Raw genomic sequence first — 21,628 nt, 5'->3', positions numbered from 1 at the left:
AAAGCCCGGCGGCGTTGAGCCTGCCGGGCTGATGGCACTTAGCGCTGCGAACAACCCGCGCACTGTTTGTTCTGGATCTGCTGGAAGAAATCGTTGCCTTTGTCATCCACCAGGATAAACGCCGGGAAGTTCTCCACTTCAATTTTCCAGATGGCTTCCATTCCCAGCTCCGGATACGCGACGCATTCCAGGCTCTTGATGCTGTTTTGCGCCAGCACCGCCGCCGGGCCGCCAATGCTGCCCAGGTAGAAGCCACCGTGTTTATGGCAGGCATCGGTCACCTGCTGGCTGCGGTTGCCTTTCGCCAGCATGATCATGCTCGCGCCGTGGGACTGCAGTAAATCCACATACGAGTCCATACGTCCTGCCGTGGTCGGGCCGAGTGAGCCAGACGCGTAGCCTTCTGGCGTTTTCGCCGGGCCTGCGTAGTAAATCGGGTGATCTTTAACGTACTGCGGCAGTTCTTCCCCGTTGTCGAGCAGCTCTTTCAGCTTCGCGTGGGCGATATCGCGCGCCACGATGATGGTCCCGTTCAAGGACAGGCGGGTGGAGACCGGATGCGCGGAAAGCTGCGCCAGGATCTCATTCATCGGCTTGTCGAGATTGATGCTCACCACGTCGCCTTCGCCCTGCTGGCGCAGTGATTCAGGAATATACTGGCCCGGGTTGTGTTCCAGTTTTTCAATCCAAATCCCATCGCGGTTGATTTTCGCTTTGATATTGCGGTCTGCGGAGCAGGAGACGCCCATGCCGATTGGGCAGGAGGCGCCGTGGCGCGGCAGGCGGATCACGCGGATATCGTGGGCAAAGTATTTACCGCCAAACTGCGCGCCGAGGCCGAGGTTCTGCGCTTCCTGGAGCAGTTCCTGTTCGAGTTGAACATCGCGGAACGCCTGGCCGTGTTCGTTACCTTCAGTTGGCAGCGCGTCATAGTAGCGGGTGGAAGCCAGCTTCACGGTTTTCAGCGTCGCTTCCGCTGAGGTACCGCCAATCACAAATGCGATATGGTACGGCGGGCAGGCCGCGGTGCCCAGGGTGCGCATCTTCTCAACCAGGTAGTTTTTCAGCTTCGCCGGGGTGATCAGCGCTTTGGTTTCCTGATAGAGATAGGTTTTGTTGGCTGAACCGCCGCCCTTCGCCATGCACAGGAATTTGTACTCGTCGCCGTCGACGCTGTAGAGGTCAATCTGCGCAGGCAGGTTGGTGCCGGTGTTCACCTCTTTATACATATCCAACGCCGCATTCTGGGAGTAGCGCAGGTTGTCTTCAATGTAGGTGTTGTACACGCCCTGGCTTAGCGCGGCTTCATCGCCGCCGCCGGTCCAGACGCGCTGGCCTTTTTTACCCATGACGATCGCCGTGCCGGTATCCTGACAGGTTGGCAGCACGCCCTTGGCGGCGATTTCAGAGTTACGCAGGAACTGCAGGGCAACGTATTTGTCGTTCTGGCTGGCTTCCGGGTCGTTGAGAATGGCGGCAACCTGCTTCTGGTGGGAAGGACGCAGCATAAACGCGGCATCGTGGAAAGCCTGCTGCGCCAGCAGCGTCAGCGCCTCTGGCTCGACTTTCAGGACTTCCTGACCGTCGAATTCGGCAACGGAGACGTGCTCTTTGGTCAGCAGATAGTATTCGGTGTCGTCATGGGAAAGAGGGAAGGGGTTCTGGTAGATAAACGGTTTGTTTGACATAGCGTATTGCTCCACAAAAATAAAACCGCCGGAGGAGAAGTCCGGCGGTCAGGAATCAGAACATCATGGACATCCACGGATAACCAATCAGCAGCAGGGCCGCCAGGAAGATGGCACCGAAGATGGTGCCGAGGCGCCAGTAGTCTTTGGTTGGCAGGTAGCCGCTACCGTAGTAAATCGGGCTTGGACCAGTGCCGTACGGGGTGATGATCCCCATTACGCCCAGCGAGGTCACCATCAGCAGGACGAATACTTCCATATTCATGCCCGGAATGGTGGAGGCGATGGTCAGCATCGCTGGCAGCAGCGCGGTGGTGTGCGCGGTGGTGCTGGCAAACAGGTAGTGCAGCAGGTAGAACGCCAGCAGCAGAACGATGGTCGCCACGCCCGGAGAGATACCGCTCATCAACAGACCGCCTTCTTTACCTAACCAGCTGATAAAGCCGGTAGAGGAGAGGCCATCTGCCAGCGCCACCAGGGTGGCGAACCAGACGAAGGTGTTCCACGCGGCTTTGTTACCGGTGATATCGTTCCACTCCAGCACGCCGGTCCACAGCATCAGACCCACGATGAGCAGGGCCGCCATGGCAGGCTCAATCCACGCGGCAGCGAAGATCCACATCAACAGCGCACAGCACACGAACACCAGCAGCAGAATTTCATTGCGGGACAGTTTGCCCAGTTTTTCCAGCTCACGGGTCGCCCACAGCGGTACTTCGTTATTCACTTTCACTTCGGGTGGGTAGAACCAGTAGGCCAGCAGCGGCATAACCAGAATCAACAGCACGCCGAGCGGCAGGAAGGCGAGGAACCAGGTCCCCCAGGAGATATCAATCCCAACCGTACTTTTCACCAGCGCCAGCGCCAGCAGGTTCGGCGCGAGGGCGGAGAGGAACATTGAACTGGTGATACAGGCCGCGGTGATAGCCACCCACATCAGATACGAACCAATTTTACGCGCGCTTGGGTCGTTCGGTTTTGAACCATACAGCGGCGGCAGGTTAGCGATGATCGGGTAGATGGTCCCGCCGCTGCGCGCGGTGTTGGACGGCGTAAACGGCGCCAGCAGCAGGTCTGCGAAGGTAATGGCGTAACCGAGCGTCAGGCTGCGACGGCCGAGATACTTCACCAGAATCAGCGCCAGACGGCGGCCGAAGCGGGTTTTGTCATAGCCTGCGGCGAACATAAAGGCACCGAAAATCAGCCAGACGGTAGAGTTACCAAAACCGCTCACCGCCCATTTAAAGGAGGCGCCCGCCAGCTTGAATTTCGGGTCAGCCAGCTGGTCAGGGCTGAACAGCACCCACTGACTGCACAGGGCAATGGCGACCACGCCGGTCAAGCCAATCACCGCACCCGGCAGCGGTTCGAAGATCAAGCCGACGATCACGCCGACAAAGATGGCGAAGTAGTGCCATGCGTAAGGCGGCAAGCCTTCAGGAACGGGAACAAACAGCAGCAGTACGGCGACGATGATGGGTAACGCCATCATCAGCAATCGTTTTGCGTTTCCATTTGATGCCTGGTTCGCCACAGGGGGCGTTACAGCAGTTTTTGTGTTCATAGTTTCACGTCTTAAGTTGTCAAGAATTCGGTCGCACTGAAAAACAAAATCGCTTTCTTAAGTTTCTTTGCTTTTTTTAGTTATTAAAGATGCTGTTTTGTATTTTCAGTAATAGCGATTTAACGCTTTTTGGTTTGCGCTAAATTAAAAAATGATGATGTTTTTATATTGCGCTTTTGGATGCCATAACTATTGATCGCGATCAAAAAAACAGAATTGCAGCGTTATTTTTATGCTTTTATTAATAACCACTCTGGCGTATGTGGGTATTACGTATTTTACGAATATGTTTTATCATTTTTGTAACAATTCAACTTTTTGTGAATTTTCATATCATTGATTTATAATGTATTTTATGGTTTGTGGTGAAATGGTTTTACCATTAATCATTTAACGAGTTTTAAATTATTGTGAATGGCTGAATTACAATCGCTAACACCAATGTGTTATTTATGTTATCGCAGGGATTAAATAGTTTTTTAACTAACGTAATAACTTTAGAAACTAAAAAAATCATTATATTAATATCATGACATCGGCAAATAACGACGAAATAAAAAACCAATCCGATAACGAATTCTTAATTTTTAAAAGTTTGGAGTTTCTAATATGAGCACTAACGAACGTATTCTTAGCCCCTTCACATTACCGAATGGTACTGAACTGAAAAACCGTTTGTTAATGGCCCCTATGACAACCTGTACCGGCTATTATGACGGTACCGTCACCAGCGAGCTGGTGGAGTACTATCGGGCCCGTTCCGGCAGCATTGGCACCATCATTGTTGAGTGTTGCTTCGTCGACGATCTCGGTCTCGCCTTCCCGGGTGCGATCGGTATTGATAATGACGAGAAAATCGCCGGGCTGGCGAAAATCGCGGAGGCGATTAAATCCAAAGGCTCTAAGGCGCTGCTGCAGATCTACCACGGCGGCCGCATGGTCGACCCAAAACTGATTGGTGGCCGTACCCCGGTTGGTCCGAGTGCTGTTGCCGCGCCGCGCGAGGGCGCCGCGACGCCGGCTGCCCTGACTGGCGAAGAAGTCGAAGGCATGATCGGCAAGTTTGGTGAAGCCGTGCGTCGCGCTATTCAGGCCGGCTTCGACGGTGTCGAGATCCACGGCGCAAACACCTATCTGATTCAGCAGTTCTATTCGCCGAACTCAAACCAGCGCGATGACGAGTGGGGCGGCAGCCGCGATAACCGCGCGAAATTCCCGCTGGCGGTGCTGGACATTACCCATAAGATGGTGCGCCAGTACGCGGACGATGCGTTCATCGTTGGCTATCGCTTCTCCCCTGAAGAGATGGAAGTCCCGGGCATCCGCTTTGACGACACCATGTACCTGCTGGAAAAACTGGCGGCGCGCGGCGTGGATTATCTGCACTTCTCCGTCGGCGCTACCCTGCGTCCTTCCATTGTCGATACCCAGGACCCGACGCCGCTTATCGAAAAATACTGCGCCATGCGTTCTGATACGCTGGCACAAGTTCCGGTCATGGGCGTGGGCGGCGTGGTGAATGCCGCGGATGCCAATGAAGCGCTGGAACACGGTTACGACCTGATTGCCGTGGGGCGCGCCACTATCGCTTACCCGGACTGGACCGACCGCATCGCGGCTGGCGAAAGTCTTGAGCTGTTTATGGACAGCACCAAACGCGAAGAGCTGAGCATTCCTGAACCGCTGTGGCGCTTCTCGCTGGTGGAAGCGATGATCCGCGACATGAGCATGGGCGAATCCAAATTCAAACCGGGCACCTTTGCGGAAAAAGTGCAGGATGACGCGAACGAACTGGTGATTAACGTCAGCCTGGAGACCGATCGCATAGCGGACATCGAGCTGGCCTCTGGTCCGAGTGAAGACGTAGAGTTTGTGACCAGCTTTGAAGAGATCCGCACCCGCATTCTGGACGCCAATACCCCGCACGTGGATGCCATCACGGGGGCAACCAGCCAGAGCGAAGCGGTGAAAAAAGCGGTCTCTAAAGCGATGCTGAAATCCAGCAAAGCGCTGGCCGCGGAAGAGGGCGTTGACCCGAACGAAACCCGCAGCGTAGACGTTGTGGTGGTCGGCAGCGGCGGTGCCGGTCTGGCCGCGGCCATTCAGGCCCACGACGAAGGTGCGAGCGTGCTGATTGTTGAGAAGATGCCAACCATCGGCGGTAATACCATTAAAGCCTCTGCCGGGATGAACGCCGCCGAGACGCGCTTCCAGCGGGTGAAAGGCATTCAGGACAGCAAAGAGCTGTTCTACCAGGAAAGCCTGAAAGGCGGCGGTAATAAGAACAACCCGGAACTGCTGCGCCGCTTTGTTGAGAACGCGCCGCAGGCGATTGAGTGGCTGGCAACGCGCGGCATCATGCTTAACGACATCACCACCACCGGCGGGATGAGCATCGACCGTACTCACCGTCCAAAAGACGGTTCTGCGGTAGGCGGTTATCTGATCAGTGGCCTGGTGCGAAACGTCAACAAACGCAACATTGAGGTGATGCTGGATACCTCCGTCAGCGACATCGTCTTCGAAAACGGCGAAGTGACCGGCGTACGTCTGATGACCGAAGAAAACGAAACCCTCACCGTGGCAACCAAAAGCGTGATTGTGGCGACGGGCGGCTTCAGCGCCAACAGCCAGATGGTGGTGAAATACCGCCCTGACCTGGAAGGTTTTGTGACCACTAACCACAAAGGGGCGACCGGCGGCGGCATCGCGCTGCTGGAGCGCATCGGAGCCGGTACCGTGGATATGGGCGAAATCCAAATTCACCCAACCGTGGAGCAGAAAACCTCGTACCTGATTTCTGAATCCATCCGCGGCGGCGGGGCGATTCTTGTCAACCAGCAGGGGAACCGCTTCTTTAACGAAATGTCGACCCGCGATAAAGTCTCGGCATCAATTATCGCCCTGCCTGAGAAATACGCCTACATCGTCTTTGACGAGCACGTACGTGCCAAAAACAAAGCCGCGGATGAGTACATCGCCAAAGGCTTTGTGACCAGCGCCAGCTCGCCAAAAGCCCTGGCAGAGGAACTGGGAATGGATTACCACGCTTTCCTGGCGACTCTGGAACGCTACAACGGTTTCGTTGAAAAACAGCACGATGACGATTTTGGTCGTACCACCGCGCTGCGTGCGCCGATCAACGAAGGGCCGTTCTACGCCATTCAGATTGCGCCGGGCGTGCACCACACTATGGGTGGCGTGACCATCAATACCGAAACCTGCGTGCTGGACAGCAACCACAACGTGCTGCCAGGCGCGTTTGCTGCCGGTGAAGTGGTCGGCGGGATCCACGGCGGTAACCGTATCGGCGGTAACGCAGTGGCAGATATCATTATTTTTGGTACGCTTGCCGGACATCAGGCGGCGATGCGCTCAAAAAGAACGTAAGGCACCTGCTATGTAGGCCGGATACGCGCAGCGCTATCCGGCAATTTCCCCGGCGGCGCGGTGCTTGCCGGGGCTACATCTGAGGAAACATGCCATGTCTGATGACAACCGCGTCTACAGTTACTCCGCCGTTCTGATGGGGTCGCCCATCCTCCTGAAACTCTTCTCCCATGACGAAGCCCTCGCGTCCCGCGTGTTTCGCCTGATCAAACAGTATGAAGATCTGCTCACCGTCAACCGCGCGCACTCGCAGGTCATGGACATCAACCATGCGGCCGGTCAGCATCCGGTCGCCGTCAGTCGGCCGGTGTTTGAGCTGATCCGCTGTGCAAAAGCGGCAAGCCTGCTCAAGGACAGCGCCTTTAACCTGACCATTGGTCCGCTGGTGAAGCGCTGGAAAATTGGCTTTCAGGGAGACCGCGTTCCGCCTGCTGATGAAATTGCATCGCTGCTTGCAATTACCCGTCCTGAGGATGTCATTCTTGATGAGGCCAGCAGCAGCGTGTTTCTGACCAGAGCGGGGATGGAGATCGATCTGGGAGCCATCGCCAAAGGGTATATTGCCGACAGGGTGCGTGATTACCTTCATAAAGAGGGCGCGAAGCTGGGGCTGATTAACCTCGGGGGGAATATCCAGACGCTGGGCTCGCCGGAAGGGGGCTGGAGCGTGGGGCTTAAAAAACCGTTCGCCGGAGAGGCGCTGATCGGCACCATGACCGTTGAGAACCTGTCCGTCGTTACATCGGGAACGTACGAGCGCTATTTTGAACAAGACGGCAAGCGTTACCACCACATTCTCGATCCGCGCACCGGGTATCCGCTGGATAACGAACTGGATAGCGTGACCATTATTTCTAAAAATTCCATCGACGGTGATATCTGGACCACGCTGATGTACGGCATGGGCGTTGAAAAGGGCTGCGCTGCGCTGCGCGCTCGTCCTGATATTGAAGCGATTTTTGTAACCAAAACAAAAGAAGTGGTGATCTCCTCGATGCACCACTTCCGCTTCACGCTGCTGGATAACGGCTATCGCGTTACTGACAGTATTGCTTGAGCAGGCCCGTCTGCTCCGGCTGGAGACGGTAGCGATACACCGGACGCCCGGTGGCACCGTAGTGAATGCTGGTGAAGAGAATATTGATTTGCGCCAGCCAGATCAGGTACTTGCGGCAGGACACGCGGGAGATATTGACCGCGCTTGCCAGGTCATCGGTGGAAAACTCCATCTCCGGGTGTGCGTCGATCCACTGGCAAATCGTGCGCAGCGTTTGCGGCGTTAACCCTTTCGGCAGCTTTTTACTGTCCGCCAGCTCCGGCGCCCCGCCGTGGATCAGCCGGTCGACGTCCGCCTGCTCATAATACTGGTGCGATCCCATCAGGTTGTGCTTTGCCTTCCAGCCGTTCAGCGCCTCTTCAAAGCGCGGGAACTGGAACGGCTTTATCAGATAATCCACCACGCCGTAATGGATGGAGGTCTGGATCGTGGCGGCGTCGGCGGCCGAGGAGATCATAATCACATCGATTGGGCGGCCGGACGCGCGAATAACGGGCAGCAGATCCAGTCCGTTATCCTGCTGCATGTAGACATCCAGCAGCACCAGATCGACAGGCTGGCTGGGGTTATTAATGATGGCCTCAGCCTGATTTAGCGTGGAGGCGACGCCGCAGCAGCTAAAGCCTTCAACACGGTTGACATACAGACGGTTGAGGTCGGCTACCATGGCGTCATCATCGACAATTAATACATTTATCACGCGATATTCCTCTCGCTATCCCAGGGGATGTGAACAAAAAATTGGGTAAATACGCCTGGCTCAGACTCGACGGTGATATCGCCGCCGAGGTTCTGGATTTGCTGGCGAGCAAGGAACAGCCCAACGCCACGGTTTTCACCTTTTGTTGAGAAGCCCTTTGTAAAAATAGCCTCCAGCTGAGTGGGATCAATGCCGGGGCCATCGTCGCTGACTTCACAGCTGAGCCAGCCGTTCTGGTAATGCAGCAGCAGGCTGATTTCGCCTTCCGGCTGGCCTTGCATCGCGTCGAGCGCGTTTTCAATAAGATTACCCAGCGCGGTGATCAGCACCGCGACCTGCTCTTCGCTGGCGGTATCCGGGATCTGGCATTCATCCGCAAGCGTCAGGGTGACGCCCGCTTCTTTCGCCCGGTTGATTTTACCCAGCAGGAATCCGGCAATCACCGGAGATTTTACCTTGCTCTGTATCGTACCGATATCCGTCTGATAATGATGGGCCGTCTGGATAATGTACTCTTCCAGCTTGTCGTAGCGCTTAATGTGCAGCAGGCCCAGGATCACGTGCAGCTTGTTCATAAACTCGTGCGTATGGGCACGCAGGGCGTCGACGTAATTGACCATGCCATCGATACGCTGCATCAGCTGGCTGATTTCCGTTTTATCGCGGAAGGTGGTGATGGCGCCGATCACCCGATCCTGACTTTTAACGGGCACCATGTTGCACAGCAGCAGCCGGCCGTTGCAGCTGATCTCCTGATCCTGGCGCGCAACGCCCGTCTTTGAGACTTCCCGCAGGCTGGCCAGCAGGGGAGCGCTGGCGTTTTCGGTCTGCTTGCCTGAGGGGAGAAGCAGTATTTCTCTGGCGGTCTGATTAATCATCGTCACGCGCCCGTGAATATCGACGGCCAGAACTCCTTCTCGCAGCGACTGCAGCATCGCCTGACGCTGTTCAAACAAGGCGGAAATTTCGTAGGGTTCGAGCCCGAACAGGATGCGTTTCAGTACCCGTACCAGGCCCCAAATCCCCATAGAGCTCATAAAAATACTGAACAAAATGGTCCAGACGGCGTTGAGCCGCCCGCGGGCAATCTGTTCTTCGACTTTTTTGAGGGAGATACCGACCACCACCACGCCGATCTGATCGTGCTGGCTGTCGTAAACGGGGGTGAAAACGCGAAGCGCTTCGGCGAGCGCGCCCCGGTTAACCGATACGTTTTCTTTACCTTCCAGCGCGGGAGTTAAATCGTCGCCGATAAAATGCAGCCCCAGCAGCGCCTCGTTCGGGTGAGAATAGCGGATCCCGCGCATATCGGTCACCACGGTGAACAGTAGATCGTTTCGTTTCGTCACCGCCTGGGCGATGGGCTGAATAATATTCTCCTGCGGTGCCTGCATCAGGCCGCGCTGGATATCCGGGCTGTTAGCCAGCGTTCTGGCGATACCCAGAGCCGTATCTTTTACATCATCGCGGGTCGCCCGGGTGATTTGTACGGAATAGAGCGCAAAGACCACCAGTAGCACAGAGGCAATAATCGCGCACACCATCAGCGTGACCAGCGTGTTCAGCTTCATGGGGCGCTTGCGCGTCGGAAGGAAAGGCTGCAAATCGCTCATCAACACTCCGCGATGATTAAGAAAGGGGTAATTATCGCTGATGACGCGCTTTTCTTAAAGCCATGTAAAGGCGTGGATTTGGTCCTCTTTTCGTGACCCCCCTCGCAGGTCATCTATATAAAACACTTTATAGTGTGTGTGTACTCATAATAAGGAGGCTGTTTATGAGCATTATGCTTACCGGTTCGGTCAAGGAAAGACGGCACGCCAGCACGATGAATATTGATCGATTGTCCACGCTGGACATGCTGAAAGTCATTCACCAGGATGATGCACTCATTTCTGCGGCTATCACCCCTTGTTTACATACTATCGCCCGCGTGGTGGATATCGCCGCCGCGACCCTCAGCCACGGGGGGCGTCTGGTCATTGTCGGCGCGGGGCCGTCAGGCTGCGTCGCACAACAGGTTGCCGATGAATATGCGCCGGGCAAAACCCCTGTGATGGCCGTTACGGCACAAGAAGGGGAAGGGAGCTACGAGCGCGGCGTTGCCGACCTGCAGGCCATCAAATTTGGTGAACACGATATGATGCTGGCAGTAAGCGTCAGCGGAAAAACGCCGTGGGTCTGGGGGGCAATGCGCCATGCGTGGTCGCTGGGTTCGCCGGTCGCCATCATCACCGGTGATGCGCAAAGCGAAGCCGCGCAGCTGGCGAGCATGGTCATCGCTCCGGAATTGGGTGCTGATGTTGTTGCTGGCTACCTCAACACCAAAGCGGGGATTGCGCAAAAAATGATCCTCTCGATGATCGCAACCGGGCTAGCCGTCCGAACCGGACGCGTTTACAGCAACCTGCGCGTGGATCTTGAAGCAAGCAATACCAAATGGGCTGAGCGGCAAATCGCCATTGTGATGGAAGCGGGGGGATGCACCCGGGCGGAGGCAAAAGCCGCGCTGGAGAGCAGTAACCATAACTGTAAAACGGCGATACTGATGGTGCTGACAGGGCTGGATGCGTGGAAAGCCCATGAGCTGCTGGCGCAGAATAACGGGTTTATCCGCGTGGCGCTGCAGGAAGCGCCGTAGGTTCTAAAGCGTAAAAAAAGGCCGCATTTGCGGCCTTTAGTATGTTGGGAATTAGAACTGGTAGGTCATGCCTACGCCAACGATATCGTCCGTTGCGATGCCGTTTGCTTCATAGAAATACTTATCTTCATCCAGCAGGTTGATTTTGTAATCAACGTAGGTAGAGAAGTTTTTATTGAAGGTGTAGGTCATGCCAAGGTCGATATAGTTCACGAGATCCATGTCGCCGTGTTGACCCTGAGGATTGCTGCGGTTACCTGGATAAGTCATGTCTTTACCTTTAGAGTAAACCCATGCCAGGGAAGGACGAAGGCCAAAATCGAACTGATATTGAGCTACGGCTTCAAAGTTTTGCGTTTCATCAGCAATGCCGTTATCGCCATATGGTGTCATGTTGCGAGTTTGTGCATACATCATTGCCAGATAAATGCTGTTTGCATCGTATTTAGCGCCAACAGTCCATACATCTGCTTTTTCGCCCCCAGCAATAAGGGCACTGTTATAGCCTAAACCTTCTTGTTTGTTTGTACGATCAGAAGAAGAGTACGCTGCACCCAGACTCAGGCCAGACAGATCGCCAGAGAAGTCATAGGAGGTAGACATACCGAAGCCGTCACCATTCTGGAAACGAACATCAGGATGACCGTTTTTGGTGCCTTCCTGGTCTTCTTGAGCATATTGACCTTCATTTGCACCCTGATATTGCAGCGCAAAATTCAGACCTTCAACCAGACCGAAGAAATCCGTATTACGGTAGGTTGCCAGACCGTTAGCACGGCCGTTCATGAAGTTATCGGTCCAGGTGTAAGAATCGCCACCAAATACAGGCAGCATATCGGTCCAGGCTTCAACGTCGTACACGACGCCGTAATTACGACCGTAATCAAATGAACCGTATTCGCCATATTTCAGGCCTGCATACGCCAGACGATTAAAGGATTTATCGCTGGCTGACTCGGTATTATTCGCGTAGGTTTTATATTCCCACTGGCCGTAACCGATCAGATCGTTGGTGATCTGGGTTTCGCCTTTGAAACCAATCTGGACATAGGTTTCATCGCCATCGTCGCCAGGGTTGTCAGAGAAGGTATGACGCGCATCAACCTTACCGTACAGGTCAACTTTGTTGCCATTTTTGTTGTACATCTCAGCCGCATTTGCTGCGCCAGCCATTAATAACGCGGGTACAAGAATCGCCAGAACTTTTCTTTTCATTATATATTCCCTTGAAAGATAATTTATATGAATATATGTAATCACTCTCCATAATTACAGGGTCGATACTATTCCAGGAGTTGTTGTTTAGTTTCAAAAATAAATGTAATTAAATTCGTTCAAATATTGCAAAATATTTCTATTAATCTCTTTATTTTTCTTGTGAATTAATTCATTGAATTTATATGGTGTAATTATTATTAAGTATTTCGTAGTTCTATTTTTAAATTGATTTAATTCGGCTATGTTATAATTCATTCCCTTTTTTACAACAGGATGTAACGATGGAACTTGCCCGGTGGCAGCATAGCTTTGAGCGATGGCTAGAGGAAAACCACACGACCGACGATACCGCACATGATATTTCGCACTTTCGTCGTGTCTGGATGACGGCGCAAAAAATCATGGCTCATCAGGCGGCCGATCCGCTGGTGGTCCTGACCGCATGCTATTTCCACGATATCGTCAGCCTGCCGAAAAACCACCCTGAACGCAGCCGGTCATCCCAGCTGGCAGCCCGCAAGACGAGTGCCATTCTGCGCCGCGACTTCCCGGACTTCCCGTCTGAATGCTATGCCGCCGTGGAACATGCTGTTGAGGCGCACAGCTTCAGCGCCGGGATTGTGCCGCAGAGCATGGAAGCCAAAATTGTGCAGGACGCTGACCGGCTGGAAGCGTTAGGGGCTATTGGTCTGGCGCGCGTTTTTGCCGTCTCGGGTGCGCTGGGCGTACCGCTTTTTGACGCAGACGATCCGTTTGCCGATGCGCGTCCGCTGGACGATCGTGCGTTTGCCCTCGACCATTTTCAGACCAAGCTGCTGCGCTTGCCTGATACAATGCAAACCGAAATGGGCCGCGAGCTGGCACGTCACAACGCCGATTTCCTGATCCAGTTTATGGCGAAACTCAGTGCTGAATTACACGGCGACTGCATCGGGATGGATAGCCAGGTGCTGAGCCGTTTCCGTCGCAGTTTGCGCGAATGAACTGTGGTAATCTGTTCCCAGTCTTTATTCTCCGGTTAAAAGAATGCAGGAAAAACGATCAGTGACAGAGCCCGCGCCTGAGCAGGCTGAGAAAACAACGGCAACGGTGCAGGCGTTACTGGGCCAGCTGTTGGATATCTATGATGCTAAAACGCTGGCAAATCTGCTGGTGGCACAGGGTGAGAGCCACTGGAGCCCGGCCATTCTTAAACGTCTGCTGACCAGCGAGCGAGCTGGGCGTCGCCTGAGTGAAGGCGAGTTTCGTTATCTGCAAAACTTGCTTCCGCGTCCTTCTGCCGCGCACCCGAACTATGCCTTCCGCTTTATCGATCTGTTTGCCGGTATCGGCGGTATCCGACACGGTTTTGAAGCTATCGGTGGCCAGTGCGTGTTTACCAGCGAGTGGAACAAACACGCCGTGCGTACCTACAAGGCTAACTGGTACTGCGATCCCCACGAGCATCATTTCAACGCGGATATCCGCGATGTCACCCTGAGCCATAAAAGCGGGGTGAGCGATGAACAAGCTGCCGAACACATTCGCCAGACGATCCCGGCCCATGACGTGCTGCTGGCAGGTTTCCCGTGCCAGCCTTTCTCGCTGGCCGGCGTTTCAAAAAAGAATGCCCTCGGACGCGCCCACGGTTTTGCCTGCGATACGCAGGGAACGCTGTTTTTTGACGTGGCCCGTATCATTGACGCCCGTCGTCCGGCCATTTTTGTGCTGGAAAACGTTAAAAATTTAAAAAGCCACGACGGCGGGAAAACTTTCCGCATTATCATGCAAACCCTGGATGAGCTGGGTTATGACGTGGCCGATTCCCAGGACATGGGCGCGGATGACCCAAAAATCATTGATGGGAAACATTTTCTGCCCCAGCATCGCGAACGTATCGTGCTGGTGGGTTTCCGCCGCGATCTCAATCTGAAGGGTGACTTCACCCTGCGGGATATCCCGTCTTTGTACCCCGAACGCCGTCCCAGCGTGGCCGACCTCCTGGAACCTGTCGTTGACGCGAAATTTATCCTCACCCCGGTGCTGTGGAAATATCTCTACCGCTATGCCAAGAAACATCAGGCGAAAGGCAACGGCTTCGGTTTTGGGATGGTCAACCCGAACGATCCGCACAGCGTGACCCGCACGTTGTCCGCTCGCTACTACAAAGACGGAGCGGAAATCCTTATCGACAGAGGCTGGGACAAGGCGCTGGGTGAAAAAGATTTCGACGATCCGCACAACCAGCGTCACCGTCCGCGACGCTTAACGCCGCGGGAATGCGCCCGGCTGATGGGCTTTGAATCCCCGCAGGGCTACCGCTTCCGCATTCCGGTTTCGGACACCCAGGCGTACCGTCAGTTTGGTAACTCGGTAGTGGTTCCCGCGTTCGCGGCCGTGGCAAAACTGCTGGCCTCGCGCATCAGACAGGCGGTAGCGCTCCGTCAGGGTGAGGCCGTCAATGACGGATGTTCACGATAAGGCGACGCGCAGTAAAAACATGCGTGCCATCGGCACGCGTGACACCGCCATTGAAAAGCGCCTGGCCGCGCTGCTGACGCAGGCGGGATTTGATTTCCGCGCGCAGGATGCCGCTCTGGCGGGTCGCCCCGATTTCGTCATCGACGCATGGCAATGCATCATCTTTACCCACGGCTGTTTCTGGCACCACCACGACTGCTACCTTTTTAAAGTCCCCGCGACGCGCACCGAATTCTGGCTGGATAAGATTGGCAAGAATGTCGAACGCGACAAGCGGGATCTCACCGCGCTGATTGCGCAGGGCTGGCGGGTGCTGATCGTCTGGGAGTGTGCGCTGAGGGGCAGATTAAAACTGAATGATGTTGAACTGTCGGAACGGCTGGAAGAGTGGATCTGCGGCGGCGGCCAGACCGCGCAGATCGACACGCAGGGTATTCACCTGCTTACGGTTTCTCCACCTCGCAAGGGGTGACCACCGGTTTTGCAGGCAGCAAATATTTGCCTAAGGTGACCAGCACGACGGCAAAAACAATCACCCCTAAAGCAACCCATTCAATGGAAGAGAGCGTTTCTCCGCCTAATTCCGTACCGAGCAGCACGGCCACGACCGGGTTGACGTAGGCATAGCTGGTGGCGACCGCCGGGGAAACGTTGCGGATCAGGAACATATAGGCATTAATGGCGATGACAGAGCCAAACAGCGCCAGATACCCTACCGCGAGAAAGCCCGACAGGTCCGGCATGGTAGTCAGCTTTTCTCCCGTCAGCGTGGAGGCGAGAAGCAGTACAATCCCAGCAGCGAGCATCTCAATCGCGCCGGCCATCATGCCGGTGGGGAGCTCGATACGTGAACCGTATACGGAACCAAACGCCCAGCTGATCGAGCCTATCAGGATAATCACTGCGCCCCACGGATTCCCGCTCAGGTTACCGCCGCTATTGAGCAGAATAATGCCGGTCAGTCCTATGCCAATTCCCAGCCATTCCAGCTTGCGGGTGCGGATGCCAAACAGGCGGCTGAAGCAGAGGGTGAAGAGCGGTACGGTAGCAACGACCACGGCGGCGATCCCGGACGGTACGTTCTGGTGCTCGGCAATCGTCACAAACCCATTTCCCACCGCCAGCAGCAGCAGGCCGATCAGGGCGGCATTCAGCATCGGGCGCAGAGGGGGAAGTTTATGTCCGCGCAGCAGCAGGAACGCGAGCAGCAAGACGCCAGCCGAGAGGAAGCGGATGCCCGCCATCATCAGTGGCGGCCAGCTTTCCACGCCGATGCGAATGACAAAGTAGGTTGAACCCCAGATGATGTACAGCGAAAAGAGTGCCCCAATGAGCGGTAGCAATTGCCGGAAACGCATAATCCCTCACGACGTAATAAAAAGGTCGCTGATAGTAAACGCGAAAACTATCGTGCTGGCGAGTCCTTTAATTGTGCAGTCGATGTTAATTTTTTGTTGACGCGAGGTGCCTGTTTCCGGGTTTGCGCTTTTGCTCCATACTATTCACTTAATTACCAAAAAATGAAGGATGAAGATTTTGGCAGGAAGTAGCTTATTAACATTGCTGGATGATATTGCCACCTTACTGGATGATATTTCGGTGATGGGTAAACTGGCGGCGAAGAAAACCGCAGGTGTGCTGGGAGATGATTTATCGCTTAACGCCCAACAGGTGAGTGGCGTGAGGGCTAACCGTGAATTGCCGGTGGTGTGGGGCGTGGCGAAAGGCTCCTTCCTGAATAAGGTGATTCTGGTACCGCTGGCGCTGTTGATCAGCGCCTTTATTCCCTGGGCTATCACGCCGCTGCTGATGATTGGCGGGGCATTTCTCTGCTTCGAGGGGGTGGAGAAAGTCCTGCACTCCTTTAGCGCGCGCAAGGAGAGCGATACGCCGGAGATGCGCCAGCAGCGTCTTGAAGCGCTGGCCGCTCAGGATCCGAAAACCTTCGAGCGCGATAAAGTCAAAGGTGCCATTCGGACCGACTTTATTCTGTCCGCGGAAATTGTTGCCATTACGCTTGGCATTGTGTCTGACGCGCCGCTCCTGAATCAGGTTCTGATCCTTTCCGGCATTGCCATTCTGGTCACGGTAGGCGTGTACGGCCTGGTCGGATTGATCGTTAAGCTGGATGATATTGGCTACTGGCTGGAGACGAAATCAAGCGCGGTGGCAAAAGGCATCGGCAAGAGCCTGCTGGTACTGGCCCCCTGGCTGATGAAGAGTTTGTCCGTGGTGGGCACGCTGGCGATGTTCCTCGTGGGCGGCGGTATTGTGGTTCACGGCATTGCGCCGCTGCATCATGCTATTGAACATTTCTCCTCGGCGCAGGGTGCTGTTGTCGCGGCGATTCTGCCTACTCTGCTGAATCTGGTGCTGGGCTTTATCGTTGGCGCTATCGTCGTCGCGGCGGTGAAACTGGTTGAGAAAATACGCGGCACGTCGCACTAATTGTTACCCGCTGTGGGATGCAAAAAGACCATTCCTCGTCTAAATTGAAACAGTTTCACCCTGATACAGGAGGCAGGTATGGTCTTTTTGGTCAGTGATGAAGTTAAGCCTAAGAAGGGCGGCCCACGTATGATTGTCACCGGGTATTCCAGCGGAATGGTGGAATGTCGGTGGCACGATGGCTATAGCATCAAGCGGGAAGCATTTCGTGAAGATGAGCTTCAGCCGGGTGACGGGCAGCACAAGCGGGACAAGGCTTAATCACATAACGCCCGGCTTTGCCGGGCGTTTTTATTTCAAGTACCGAGTGTAAGGCAGTAATCAGGGAGTGTGTGTGCAGCGCGATACCTTTGTTGTAAAACAATCTTTTCTACAATGGCTGCATAAGCGTAGCAATCCGGGGTTGATTGTTAATCTCTGTTTTTTGACCGTTCTGGTGTTTTCCACACTCCTGACCTGGCGTGAGGTGGTGGTGCTGGAAGAAGCGTATATCTCCAGCCAGCGTAACCATCTGGATACGGTGGCCAGTTCGCTGGACCGGCAGTTACAGAACAGCGTGGACAGGATGCTGCTGTTCCGTCAGGGCATGCGTGATGCGATCCAGACGCCGCTGGCATTTGATGTCCTGGAGAATGCGGTGTCACGCTTTAACGCGGTCCGCATGCTCCCCACCTGGCAGCTTGCCGTTGACAAACAACGCACCCTTCCCATTAACGGCGTGTCGGATGCCTTCGTCGAAAAAACCACGATTCTGAATCGTGACGCTGAGCGCATCAGTCATGAAATTTCTGCCGCGCTCGAAGTGGGGTATCTGCTCAGGCTGGCATCGTCGAGAGCGCGAACGGAAGCGCGGGTAATCTATGTGTCCCGCGCCGGATTTTTTATTTCCACAGACACGCCGGAGCAGGCGGGCGATATCACCTCCCGCTATTACCATCTGGTCACGCAATCCTGGTTTACCCAGCAGTCGGAACGTAACAATCGCGCTCGCGCGGTGCGCTGGTTTATCTCCACGCCTTCATCCTGGACGAATGATGAACGAACGATTACCGCCAGCGTCCCCATCTATTTTGATCATTACTGGTATGGCGTCGTGGCGATGGATTTTGCGCTGAACACGATGCAGCGTCTGCTGGCTGACGCGACGGAAGACCGGACGGAAGGGGAGTATCAGCTGTACGACACCCGGCTCAATATGATTGCCACTTCTGCCCACGCGGGAAACCCGGTTAACCACTTCGACGAACGCGAAACGGCGCAGATTGCCCACGCGATTGAGAACGATACCGGCGGCGGCATCCGCCTCGGGAGCCGTTTTGTTAGCTGGGAGCGGCTCGATCACTTCGACGGCGTTGTCTTGCGGATCCACACTCTGCATGAAGGGGTGCAAGACGACTTCGGCAGCATCAGTATTGTGCTGGCGCTGCTGTGGGCGCTCTTTACCGCCATGCTATTGATCTCGTGGCTGGTTATTCGCCGGATGGCGAGTAACATGTATACGCTTCAGCATTCGCTCCAGTGGCAGGCCTGGCATGACCCGCTTACCCGGCTGAACAATCGCGGCGCGCTGTTCGACCGGGCAAAAATACTGGCGGAAACCTGTCGCCAGAAATCTCTGCCATTTTCAGTGATTCAGATCGATCTCGACCACTTTAAAAACATCAACGACCGTTTTGGCCATCAGGCCGGGGATAAAGTGCTATCCCACACGGCGGGACTGATTGCCAGCGCGTTACGCAAGAATGATGTGGCCGGGCGCGTCGGCGGGGAAGAGTTTTGTGTCGTCCTGCCGGGGATTGGTCTGGGAGAGGCGAGAGGCGTCGCGGACCGTATTCGCTGCCGAATCAACAGTAAGGAGATCCTGGTGAAGAAGAGCACGACGCTGCGCATCAGCGCGTCACTGGGTGTCAGCAGTGCGGATGAAGCGGGGAACTACGATTTTGAACAGCTGCAGTCCATTGCGGACGCCCGGTTATATCAGGCTAAACAGACCGGGCGTAACCGGGTCGTCTGGCGGGATCAGGACAGGAAGTGATCCAGCCCCTCGTGCCAGCCCGCTGGCCCGGGCTGTTGGGTGTGATAAACCCGCCTGGGGTTATCGTCCCGTAGCGTGATACCCTGGCGGTTAATGCCCTTAATCACCACCGCGTAGTCAACGCTGTCCAGCAGCGGCGCATCATTAGGACCATCGCCGAGCCCCAGGGTGGTGGGGTCGATCTCTTCCTGCTCACGGTATTGCTCAATCAGCCAGTTAACCGCCACGTCCTTACCGCAGCGGACGTCCAGAATATGCCAGAAGCGCGCTCCCTGCAGGCATTGCAGGCCGCTGCGCGCCAGTTCCTCTTCAAACTGGACCAGGTTCTCGTCGGTGTCACGCCAGATGAGCGTAACGGAGGCTTCATGCCTGCGGGCAAGCGCCGAACGATAACGCGTCAGTCCCGTCCACTCGCTGATGACGTGCTCATCTACGTCGTCAAAGGTGGTGAATTTAAAGCCCATCTGCAGACGGATGTGCTCGATCCGCGGGCGAATATCCCGGTGCGTCATCCCTCTTATCTGGCGCTGAACCTTTTCCCAACGCACGTCAGGCTGAATAACCGCGCCGTTCTCGGCAATAAAAGGCAAGCCTTCCAGGCCCAGGTCCTGCTGGATATCCAGCATCTCAGCCGCGGTCTTGCTGCTGCAAAGAATGACCGGCACCTGGTTATCCAGCAGCCTGTCCAGCCAGGGCATTGCGGGCTGCCACTCATAGGTATGAATATCCAGCAACGAGCCGTCCAGGTCAGAAAAAATCAGCAATGAATCCCGCAGTGAAGGCATAGTCGCTCCTGGTAACGGCTGTGTCGGTTTCTAAGAAAATTCCTAAAAAAATAACCGAGGTGGAAACCGGGGAAAAGAGAACGGTCCCTGGCAAACCCGCATTCGGCGTATGTTATTGCGGATAACAAAAAGCATTATGTTAAAAATAGTATATTCATCATAAGAATATATGCTTGTCAGACAAATTCGTTGGGGATAGTGTGGTGCGTACATCAGATTTCCTGGTGTAACGAATTTTCAAGTGCTTCTTGCATAAGCAAGTTTTGATCCCGGTCATCCCCATGACCGGGATTTTTTTCGCCCTACCGATTGGCTTCCGACACGCTAAAGTCGTGAATATCAAGCTCGAAGGCCTCCGCCAGTTCACGATAGGTGTGGTAATCCCTGCCGTTGACAATGACGCGGTCTGAATTGTCGTCCGTCCGGCGGACTTCTGACTCACTGATCTCATTGATGGCGGCAAGCAGGGCATCGACATCCACCTCGACTTCGCGCTTGATGGTGTCGCTGTACTCTTTATCGGTCTTCATTCCGGGACTCCTCTTTCAACCTACAAGGCTAAGTATAGCTTGTGCATAAAAACGCCATTCACGCCGGGCGGCGATGTGCGTTTTTGCGTTTTGTTCTACACTGGCTCAAAAAGAGGAGGAATGTATGAAGGTCAACGATCGGGTAACGGTTAAAACGGACGGTGGGCCGCGCCGCCCGGGTGTGGTGCTGGCAATTGAAGAGTTTAGTGAAGGTATAATGTACCTCGTATCACTGGAAGACTACCCGCTCGGCATTTGGTTTTTTAACGAACTGGGGCATCCTGACGGCATTTTTGTCGAGAAAGCAGACTAGCACGGCGTCGGGTAGCGCTTCGCGTGCCCGACAACGTCCGCAAAAGCAAAAATCTCTGGCCAGGCCAGAGATCAAAGGTAGGGTGCACAGGGTCTTTTCTTAAGCGACTAACGCATGTTGACGAAAATCCCGTTCGTCACATTATCGGTCAGGCGTACCACGTGGTAGATCACTTGCTTATTATGCGTTTTAATTTTCCTTTTAATATTTCCTTTGTGTGACGAAACGGTTTTAGCTTTAATATTCATCTGGTCTGAGATCTGAATAGTTCCTTGGCCCGCCATCCACATTCTCAGCATACTTGATTCAGTCCTGCTTAATGATAGGGTGGGTAAGTTAACCGCTCCTACATTTTTAACTTCTTTATTCAAATAATCACCCAGAATGTCATCCAGCGACTCTGGTTTAATCGATTTAGAACTGATCAATAAATTTTTACGGACCAACAAATACTCATCGAAATGGATATTTGCGATCGCCATAAAAACTATAAACAGGGTTTTTGGATGCTGATTAATGATTTGCTTAATGTGCTGACTGTTGGCTGGATCGTGAATGAAACAGTCCTCATTAATAAACACCACGCCTGGTTTTAGTTCGTCACAAGCGGCCGCGAGTTCGTCAACGGTGTGTGCATCGTTGATGTCTCTCTTTCTTACCCCTCTGCTTGCCAGGTACCCGGTTAACCCTAGCCGGGTGTAGCTGCATAAATCCATAATGATCGTTGACATGGCATACCCTCACTCAATGCGTAACGATAATTCACCATCTGCCTGAGAGCTCAAAACAGCCATACGGG

At 54.4% G+C, this 21,628-nt stretch carries 19 protein-coding genes; 10 read left to right on the top strand and 9 right to left on the bottom strand.

Features of this window, described 5'->3' with window-relative positions:
- Positions 1 to 38: 38 nt before the first annotated feature.
- Together fumA and PYW49_RS18580 are read right to left on the bottom strand one after the other, a co-directional pair.
- On the bottom strand, positions 39 to 1,688 hold the full coding sequence (gene fumA / locus PYW49_RS18585) for a class I fumarate hydratase FumA (protein WP_320387172.1): 1,650 nt from the start codon (positions 1,686 to 1,688) through the stop codon (positions 39 to 41).
- A 55-nt stretch (positions 1,689 to 1,743) separates the two neighbouring features.
- Positions 1,744 to 3,252 carry an anion permease gene (locus PYW49_RS18580; protein WP_134348045.1) on the bottom strand — a complete coding sequence of 503 codons (1,509 nt, stop codon included), beginning with the start codon at positions 3,250 to 3,252 and terminating at the stop codon, positions 1,744 to 1,746.
- 609 nt (positions 3,253 to 3,861) lie between these two features.
- Here PYW49_RS18580 and PYW49_RS18575 point away from each other — a divergent pair.
- Together PYW49_RS18575 and PYW49_RS18570 are read left to right on the top strand one after the other, a co-directional pair.
- Positions 3,862 to 6,642: a flavocytochrome c gene (locus tag PYW49_RS18575; RefSeq protein WP_320387171.1), complete on the top strand. Its 2,781-nt coding sequence runs from the start codon at positions 3,862 to 3,864 to the stop codon at positions 6,640 to 6,642.
- A 94-nt stretch (positions 6,643 to 6,736) separates the two neighbouring features.
- Positions 6,737 to 7,699 (top strand): FAD:protein FMN transferase, encoded by a 963-nt coding sequence (locus PYW49_RS18570; protein WP_320387170.1) that lies wholly within the window; start codon positions 6,737 to 6,739, stop codon positions 7,697 to 7,699.
- Here PYW49_RS18570 and dcuR read toward each other — a convergent pair.
- Together dcuR and PYW49_RS18560 are read right to left on the bottom strand one after the other, a co-directional pair.
- Complete coding sequence (gene dcuR / locus PYW49_RS18565; protein WP_320387169.1) at positions 7,680 to 8,399, bottom strand: two-component system response regulator DcuR; 720 nt, start codon at positions 8,397 to 8,399, stop codon at positions 7,680 to 7,682. The genes PYW49_RS18570 and dcuR overlap by 20 nt on opposite strands.
- Positions 8,396 to 10,012: a sensor histidine kinase gene (locus PYW49_RS18560; protein WP_320387168.1), complete on the bottom strand. Its 1,617-nt coding sequence runs from the start codon at positions 10,010 to 10,012 to the stop codon at positions 8,396 to 8,398. The genes dcuR and PYW49_RS18560 overlap by 4 nt, the downstream gene beginning before the upstream one ends.
- Positions 10,013 to 10,176: 164 nt before the next feature.
- Here PYW49_RS18560 and PYW49_RS18555 point away from each other — a divergent pair, with 164 nt between their 5' ends.
- Positions 10,177 to 11,040, top strand: coding sequence for an N-acetylmuramic acid 6-phosphate etherase (locus PYW49_RS18555; protein ID WP_320387167.1), 864 nt, complete (start codon positions 10,177 to 10,179; stop codon positions 11,038 to 11,040).
- A gap of 51 nt (positions 11,041 to 11,091) precedes the next feature.
- Here PYW49_RS18555 and ompC read toward each other — a convergent pair whose 3' ends face one another.
- Positions 11,092 to 12,255 (bottom strand): porin OmpC, encoded by a 1,164-nt coding sequence (ompC, locus tag PYW49_RS18550; RefSeq protein WP_320387166.1) that lies wholly within the window; start codon positions 12,253 to 12,255, stop codon positions 11,092 to 11,094.
- 284 nt (positions 12,256 to 12,539) lie between these two features.
- On the opposite strand from ompC, the gene PYW49_RS18545 reads away from it, so the two are divergent.
- The 3 genes from PYW49_RS18545 to PYW49_RS18535 all read left to right on the top strand — a co-directional run bounded on the left by PYW49_RS18545 (position 12,540) and on the right by PYW49_RS18535 (position 15,190).
- A complete protein-coding gene (locus PYW49_RS18545; protein ID WP_134348051.1) occupies positions 12,540 to 13,241 on the top strand; it encodes a phosphohydrolase in 702 nt (233 codons plus the stop codon).
- A gap of 61 nt (positions 13,242 to 13,302) precedes the next feature.
- The gene (locus tag PYW49_RS18540) at positions 13,303 to 14,718 is read left to right on the top strand and encodes a DNA cytosine methyltransferase (RefSeq protein ID WP_320387165.1); all 1,416 of its coding nucleotides are present in this window, start codon (positions 13,303 to 13,305) and stop codon (positions 14,716 to 14,718) included.
- On the top strand, positions 14,699 to 15,190 hold the full coding sequence (locus PYW49_RS18535) for a very short patch repair endonuclease (RefSeq protein ID WP_320387164.1): 492 nt from the start codon (positions 14,699 to 14,701) through the stop codon (positions 15,188 to 15,190). Before PYW49_RS18540 ends, PYW49_RS18535 begins: the two co-directional genes overlap by 20 nt.
- On the opposite strand, the gene yedA is transcribed toward PYW49_RS18535, so the two are convergent.
- Positions 15,162 to 16,076 (bottom strand): drug/metabolite exporter YedA, encoded by a 915-nt coding sequence (gene yedA / locus PYW49_RS18530; RefSeq protein ID WP_320387163.1) that lies wholly within the window; start codon positions 16,074 to 16,076, stop codon positions 15,162 to 15,164. The two genes, PYW49_RS18535 and yedA, sit on opposite strands and share 29 nt — an antisense overlap.
- A gap of 169 nt (positions 16,077 to 16,245) precedes the next feature.
- Here yedA and PYW49_RS18525 point away from each other — a divergent pair, with 169 nt between their 5' ends.
- The 3 genes from PYW49_RS18525 (at position 16,246) to dgcQ (ending at position 19,201) form a co-directional block, all read left to right on the top strand.
- Entirely contained in the window at positions 16,246 to 17,166 is a 921-nt protein-coding gene (locus PYW49_RS18525; protein WP_353620355.1) for a DUF808 domain-containing protein, read from the top strand.
- 78 nt (positions 17,167 to 17,244) lie between these two features.
- The gene (locus PYW49_RS18520; protein ID WP_008500307.1) at positions 17,245 to 17,427 is read left to right on the top strand and encodes a YodC family protein; all 183 of its coding nucleotides are present in this window, start codon (positions 17,245 to 17,247) and stop codon (positions 17,425 to 17,427) included.
- Positions 17,428 to 17,500: 73 nt separating this feature from the next.
- Positions 17,501 to 19,201, top strand: a complete 1,701-nt coding sequence (gene dgcQ / locus PYW49_RS18515) for a cellulose biosynthesis regulator diguanylate cyclase DgcQ (protein WP_320387162.1) — start codon at positions 17,501 to 17,503, stop codon at positions 19,199 to 19,201.
- On the opposite strand, the gene PYW49_RS18510 is transcribed toward dgcQ, so the two are convergent.
- Together PYW49_RS18510 and yodD are read right to left on the bottom strand one after the other, a co-directional pair.
- Positions 19,186 to 19,986, bottom strand: coding sequence for a mannosyl-3-phosphoglycerate phosphatase-related protein (locus PYW49_RS18510; protein WP_320387161.1), 801 nt, complete (start codon positions 19,984 to 19,986; stop codon positions 19,186 to 19,188). The genes dgcQ and PYW49_RS18510 overlap by 16 nt on opposite strands.
- Before the next feature lie 302 nt (positions 19,987 to 20,288).
- Positions 20,289 to 20,516, bottom strand: coding sequence for a YodD family peroxide/acid resistance protein (gene yodD, locus PYW49_RS18505; RefSeq protein WP_013097742.1), 228 nt, complete (start codon positions 20,514 to 20,516; stop codon positions 20,289 to 20,291).
- A gap of 124 nt (positions 20,517 to 20,640) precedes the next feature.
- On the opposite strand from yodD, the gene dsrB reads away from it, so the two are divergent.
- Entirely contained in the window at positions 20,641 to 20,829 is a 189-nt protein-coding gene (dsrB, locus tag PYW49_RS18500; protein ID WP_208527899.1) for a protein DsrB, read from the top strand.
- Between the two features lie 107 nt (positions 20,830 to 20,936).
- Here dsrB and rcsA read toward each other — a convergent pair whose 3' ends face one another.
- Positions 20,937 to 21,560 (bottom strand): transcriptional regulator RcsA, encoded by a 624-nt coding sequence (gene rcsA, locus PYW49_RS18495; protein WP_008500313.1) that lies wholly within the window; start codon positions 21,558 to 21,560, stop codon positions 20,937 to 20,939.
- Positions 21,561 to 21,628 lie beyond the last annotated feature (68 nt).

The sequence above is a fragment of the Enterobacter chinensis genome (assembly GCF_034008295.1).
In the GTDB taxonomy this organism is placed as follows: Bacteria; Pseudomonadota; Gammaproteobacteria; order Enterobacterales; family Enterobacteriaceae; genus Enterobacter; species Enterobacter chinensis.
The sequence above is the reverse complement of the archived record's forward strand: the minus strand, read 5'-3'. Positions and strand labels throughout refer to the sequence as shown.

What these genes read in the sequence shown, in the direction of transcription:
- PYW49_RS18580 (WP_134348045.1), bottom strand. Translation starts at nt 3,252, where the DNA reads ATGAACACAAAAACTGCTGTAACGCCCCCTGTGGCGAACCAGGCATCA.
- PYW49_RS18560 (WP_320387168.1), bottom strand. Translation starts at nt 10,012, where the DNA reads ATGAGCGATTTGCAGCCTTTCCTTCCGACGCGCAAGCGCCCCATGAAG.
- PYW49_RS18575 (WP_320387171.1), top strand. Translation starts at nt 3,862, where the DNA reads ATGAGCACTAACGAACGTATTCTTAGCCCCTTCACATTACCGAATGGT.
- rcsA (WP_008500313.1), bottom strand. Translation starts at nt 21,560, where the DNA reads ATGTCAACGATCATTATGGATTTATGCAGCTACACCCGGCTAGGGTTA.
- PYW49_RS18555 (WP_320387167.1), top strand. Translation starts at nt 10,177, where the DNA reads ATGAGCATTATGCTTACCGGTTCGGTCAAGGAAAGACGGCACGCCAGC.
- PYW49_RS18535 (WP_320387164.1), top strand. Translation starts at nt 14,699, where the DNA reads ATGACGGATGTTCACGATAAGGCGACGCGCAGTAAAAACATGCGTGCC.
- fumA (WP_320387172.1), bottom strand. Translation starts at nt 1,688, where the DNA reads ATGTCAAACAAACCGTTTATCTACCAGAACCCCTTCCCTCTTTCCCAT.
- PYW49_RS18570 (WP_320387170.1), top strand. Translation starts at nt 6,737, where the DNA reads ATGTCTGATGACAACCGCGTCTACAGTTACTCCGCCGTTCTGATGGGG.
- PYW49_RS18525 (WP_353620355.1), top strand. Translation starts at nt 16,246, where the DNA reads ATGAAGATTTTGGCAGGAAGTAGCTTATTAACATTGCTGGATGATATT.
- PYW49_RS18510 (WP_320387161.1), bottom strand. Translation starts at nt 19,986, where the DNA reads ATGCCTTCACTGCGGGATTCATTGCTGATTTTTTCTGACCTGGACGGC.
- PYW49_RS18520 (WP_008500307.1), top strand. Translation starts at nt 17,245, where the DNA reads ATGGTCTTTTTGGTCAGTGATGAAGTTAAGCCTAAGAAGGGCGGCCCA.
- dsrB (WP_208527899.1), top strand. Translation starts at nt 20,641, where the DNA reads ATGAAGGTCAACGATCGGGTAACGGTTAAAACGGACGGTGGGCCGCGC.
- yodD (WP_013097742.1), bottom strand. Translation starts at nt 20,516, where the DNA reads ATGAAGACCGATAAAGAGTACAGCGACACCATCAAGCGCGAAGTCGAG.
- yedA (WP_320387163.1), bottom strand. Translation starts at nt 16,076, where the DNA reads ATGCGTTTCCGGCAATTGCTACCGCTCATTGGGGCACTCTTTTCGCTG.
- ompC (WP_320387166.1), bottom strand. Translation starts at nt 12,255, where the DNA reads ATGAAAAGAAAAGTTCTGGCGATTCTTGTACCCGCGTTATTAATGGCT.
- PYW49_RS18545 (WP_134348051.1), top strand. Translation starts at nt 12,540, where the DNA reads ATGGAACTTGCCCGGTGGCAGCATAGCTTTGAGCGATGGCTAGAGGAA.